Origin of the sequence: Hydrocoleum sp. CS-953 (assembly GCF_002260545.1) — a bacterium.
GTDB lineage: Bacteria > Cyanobacteriota > Cyanobacteriia > Cyanobacteriales > Microcoleaceae > Trichodesmium.
Genome location: NZ_LGSU01000764.1, coordinates 1 through 4566, shown reverse-complemented (window position 1 = coordinate 4566; position 4566 = coordinate 1). Strand labels below are relative to the sequence as shown.

Here is a 4566-nt window from a genome sequence, read left to right as displayed (position 1 = left end):
TGAATAATTAATTATTGACTATCAACTCTTAATTATTAATTATTCAGTAATTAAAACACTATGAAGACCAAATCTCTGCAACAACCTCGCCTGCATTTATTGGCTAACTTGAGCGATCGCCCGAATTGTCTCAGCCGCCAAAGCATTGCTATATCAATTATTAATTATTAATTATTATCATCGTTCTTAAATTATATCAAAATCATTCCTGATTGCTATATCCATTATTAATTATCAATTATTAATTATTAATTATTAATCACTATCGTCGCCAAAGTTTAATAGTTCGGTCTTTACTACCACTAGCAATACTATTACCATCAGGACTAAAACTAACTGTATAAATTTCATCTGTATGTCCGATCAAAGTATTCAACAATTCCCCTGTTTCTAAATTCCATATATTAATACTATTATCCTTACTACCACTAGCAATATACCGACCATCTCGACTAATATCAACCGAGACAACTTCAGCAGTATGACCAGAGAGAGTTTTGATTAACTTTCCTGTTTTTAAATCCCAAATTTTCACCGTAGTATCATAACTACCACTAACTATTTTTTCCCCATCAGGATTAATCTTAACAGACCTAATAACTCCTTGATGTCCAGTTAATGTATTAATTAATTCTCCCGTATCTAAATCTTCAATTTTGATAGTTTGGTCTGCACTACCACTAACCAATATTTTGCCATCAGAGCTAATAGCAATAGAATAAACTACATCTGAATGATCAGGGAAATTAAAAATTAAGAAACCCGTTTTTAAATCCCAAACTTTAACAGTTTTATCTCCACTAGAACTAGCAATTGTTTCATTATCAGGACTCATAGCAACTGACCAAATAGGTGCTCGATGTTCAAAAACCCGAAAAGGTTCTCCTGTTGCCAAATTCCAGACAATTATTCTCCAATCATAAGTACCTGCAACTAATTGAGTAGCATCACTATTAAAAGCAACAGACCAAATTGGAGAATTATCTCCAGGAAATGTATTAATCACTTTTCCTGTAGGTATTTCTAAAATTTTTACTGTTGTCTCTCTACTGCCAGTAGCTAGCATTTTTCCATCTGGACTAAATACAACAGTACCTACAGCAGCCGAATATTGAGATAAATCTTCTACTTGATAATTCTGCCAATTTTTACCTTGTTTACATTTTTGTAAAATATCCTGAGCTTCAGCAAAAATATTAGATTTTTCACTAATTAGAGTTGTTTTACTGATGCAATTTTCATAATTTCGATCTGCATATAAATTTTCGGANAATTCTGCCAATTTTTACCTTGTTTACATTTTTGTAAAATATCCTGAGCTTCAGCAAAAATATTAGATTTTTCACTAATTAGAGTTGTTTTACTGATGCAATTTTCATAATTTCGATCTGCATATAAATTTCTAAATAAATTTAATTGTGCTGCTTCTTTTTGTTTTTTTTCTAAAGCTTGCTGTTGCAGCATTTGATTATAATTTTGAAATTTAATATATCTATCAATAGCAAATATTACTGCAATGATAATAGCGATAAATCCTACAATTAACCACCAGTTAATAGAGAATTTTTGAAATTTATCAAGCAATATTTCTTTAAATTTTATAAGTAGAGATTTAGGCACTACTCTGTCTTCTATTAACTCTATATCCTCTTGAGTAAGTCCTAAAATTTGTTGTAGACGTTCTAACTCTTCACGAGTTTCATTACTAAAGGGATATTCTTGTTTAATTGCAGCTCGTAATGTTTGTTCGTATCTTTCTCCTTGCTCCTGATATTTACGGTAAGGATTTAATATTTCATCCTCAATTATTTCCGTTTCTTCTTTTGATAGTTCTAAACTTTCTCGTACTTCATCTAAAATTCCTCTCCCCACAATAGAAATATCTCCTCGATAGCTAGCCCGACGAACAACCTCTTGCCGATAAATTTGCCTCTTATCTATAGTTGGATTTGGTTTATTGTTAATTTCTTTTAAATCCGCTATAACTTCTGCTACTGACTGATAACGTTCGCGATAATCATAGCGCACCATCTTATCTAAAATATCTGGTAGAGCTGTAGAACAATTTATTAGGTGTCGCCAAAATATTTCTCTTTTATTGCCATTTTCCTGATTTTTTAGTTTAGATAATTCACTACTAGGTAATCCTGTAATTGCCTGAATTCCCATCATTCCTACAGCATAAATGTCACTATTTAATTGTGGGTTATATTCAAATTGTTCAATTGGCATATATTCCATAGTACCAATCCTTGCTGTTTTATTTTGTTGAGCAATATTAATTTCTTTAACAGCTCCAAAATCAATTAAAACTAATTTATGGTCTGATTTTCTTCTAATTAAATTAGCGGGTTTAATATCTCGATGAATCACATTATTTTTATGCACAAATTCTAAAATTTCTAATACTTCTATGAGAATTCTACTTATTTGGATTTCAGATAGGGCTTTACCTGGCAATATTTCATTATCTAGAGACTGACCAGGAATAAAAGATTGAACTAAATAAAATTCTTGATTTTCTTCAAAGTAAGCAAGGAGTTTAGGAATTTGATTGTGTTGAGATAGCTTTTCTAATATTTTTGCTTCTTGTTGAAATCTACGGCGAATAATTTCGAGAAATCTTTGATCATAAGTATTTGGCTGTAAATGCTTAACAAAACATTGTGCTTCTCCAGGACGACGAATATCTTGGGCAAGATAAGTATGGCCAAATTCTCCTGATTCAATAATTTTAACAATTTTATAGCGTCCATCTAAAATATTTTCAATCATCATACTAGAGCCTTTTTTTAAGAAGACCTCGCCCTTAAGGACGGGGTTTAAATAAAACCTTGTTTTTAAGGCCAGGGTTTTAATTAAGTAGTTGGGTATAAATAAATTGACAGCCTTAAGTTAGGTATGAGGTAGGAGATTTGAGGATGAACTTTTCCCTGTTCCCCTGTCTCTCCCAATTTTGTAATTAATTTTAGCAACCTGTCTTATGGGATAAAATAATTTACTTACTTTTGACATCTAAGATTATTAAAATAGCAAAAAATCAAGATGAAAAAAATTAGTAGTGTTTCTACAGAAAAGTTAAAATTTAAAAGTCTAAAGTATTAGATTGGTAAGGCTGTGGTTATTTTGTCAGTGGTAGATTATTTGAGCCAAGCTACAGTATATATATTTTGAAAATTATTTTCTCAAATAAAATAGTTTTAAGCCTTAAAATTGCTTTATGAATAGGCAAAAAGTAAAATTGTTAAAGTGTCTTGAATTAATCCTTATTAGATGAAAGGTTTTAGGTAAGTATTGAGTAGTCAGCTATTAGCTATTAGCTTAAATATTTGATATTTCTTAAAGGTATTAGGTAGTAGGTTTTAGGGAAAATACTAATAATACCATTTCTCAAAAACTTTTCTGTATTTGATTGAAGTAGGGGAGTGGGGGAGTGTAGGGACGTTTTTGCTGGCGCATAACTCCGTTAACGGCTAAGAGCCGACATGTTTCCGTTAGCTTTGCGCAGCTCCTCTGTAAGAGGCAGCAGTCCGTCAGGATAACGCTACGCGACATGTTTGCGGAGCATTCCGTCNGCTATTAGCTATTAGCTTAAATATTTGATATTTCTTAAAGGTATTAGGTAGTAGGTTTTAGGGAAAATACTAATAATACCATTTCTCAAAAACTTTTCTGTATTTGATTGAAGTAGGGGAGTGGGGGAGTGTAGGGACGTTTTTGCTGGCGCATAACTCCGTTAACGGCTAAGAGCCGACATGTTTCCGTTAGCTTTGCGCAGCTCCTCTGTAAGAGGCAGCAGTCCGTCAGGATAACGCTACGCGACATGTTTGCGGAGCATTCCGGAACGGAAAACGCATTTTTGCCTGTGCAACGTCCGTACGGGAGAAGTAAAAAAAAGAATAATTAATGCACTCATAGTGCTAAAACTAACAAAAAAGTAATTAGCTTAGTTTAATTACTTAATAACTGAAGTGTTATTCAAGTATAGCGTTAATGCATGAGAATTGGTATAAAATATTCATTTCAGCAATTAACAATGTTCATGTGACGAGATGCCGATACAATTAAGAATTATCACGGTGCTTAGGAGCAATATATCAACTATTTTCTTAGCCAGACCCTCTGAAATTATTAATTACAAGGGGAGGCTTTAAGGCGTGAATTCTTGAATGAATCCTACATTCCGCACTTCAAAATGTAGTAGAAAAAAGGAGTCAGGAGTCAGGAGTCAGAATTCAGGAATAAATAATAGTGGTAACTTAATAAATCAACAATCAAGTAAGTATTTATGCTTAAAATATCCTCAGAATTTGACTCAGGAGAAAAGTCAATGAAGATGATTTACATAGTATAAATACCTAGCAAGCCACCGATTTTAATACTACTTTTAATGTTACAACTTGACGTGCGGAATGTGGGATGAATAATCAATTGACTATCAACTCCTAATTATTAATTATTAACTATTAATTATTCATTATTCGGTAAGTATTTCCTGCGGAATGTTGCGCAAATATTTGTCAGATTTTAACTTGCATCCTAGGTCGTAACTGCAAACTTAAGCAC

General features: G+C 32.4%; 2 protein-coding genes. Both read right to left on the bottom strand.

Features of this window, described 5'->3' with window-relative positions; genetic code table 11:
- Positions 1 to 262: 262 nt before the first annotated feature.
- Positions 263 to 1174 (bottom strand): WD40 repeat domain-containing protein, encoded by a 912-nt coding sequence (locus tag AFK68_RS09300; protein ID WP_256386522.1) that lies wholly within the window; start codon positions 1172 to 1174, stop codon positions 263 to 265.
- Between the two features lie 97 nt (positions 1175 to 1271).
- A partial coding sequence (locus tag AFK68_RS09295) for a serine/threonine-protein kinase (RefSeq protein ID WP_143437724.1) occupies positions 1272 to 2775 on the bottom strand: 1504 nt, incomplete at its 3' end.
- Positions 2776 to 4566 lie beyond the last annotated feature (1791 nt).